This is a genomic window from Pyxidicoccus caerfyrddinensis (assembly GCF_010894405.1).
Classification (GTDB): Bacteria; Myxococcota; Myxococcia; order Myxococcales; family Myxococcaceae; genus Myxococcus; species Myxococcus caerfyrddinensis.
Map to the genome: position 1 here is coordinate 1 of NZ_JAAIYA010000130.1, position 567 is coordinate 567.

1 protein-coding gene is annotated in these 567 nt (G+C 73.2%); it reads right to left on the reverse strand.

What is annotated here, in order from left to right; all coding sequences use genetic code 11:
• Window positions 1-567: AMP-binding enzyme (locus G4D86_RS51830; protein ID WP_164003108.1), on the reverse strand; the 567-nt coding region annotated here is incomplete at both ends.

Sequence of the window (567 nt, forward strand, 5' to 3'; positions counted from 1 at the left end):
CGAAGGTGGCGCTCGCGTCCGTGTTCATCACCGGGGCGGGCAGGGCCTTGCGGTCCACCTTGCCGTTGGGCGTCAGCGGCAGCGCCTCCAGCGGCACGAAGGCGGAGGGCACCATGTGCTCGGGCAGGCGCTCACGCAGCCACGAGCGCAGGGCGGCGACGTCCACGGCCGGGACGACGTAGGCCACCAGTCGCTTGTCGCCGGGGATGTCCTCGCGGGCCAGCACCACCGCGTCGCGCACCTCGGGGTGCTCGCGCAATACGGTGGCGACTTCACCCGGCTCCACGCGGAAGCCGCGCACCTTCACCTGGAAGTCGGCGCGGCCGATGAACTCCACGCGCCCGTCTTCCCTCCAGCGCACCTTGTCGCCGCTGCGGTACATGCGCGCGCCCGGAGTCGGGCTGTAGAGGTCCGGCACGTACCGCTCCGCCGTCAGCTCCGGCCGGTGCAGGTAGCCGCGCGTCACCTGCGCGCCGCCGATGAACAGCTCGCCGGGCACTCCCACGGGCACGGGCTGGAAGTCCGCGTCGAGCACGTACAGCCGCGAGTGGGCCAGGGGCCGGCCCA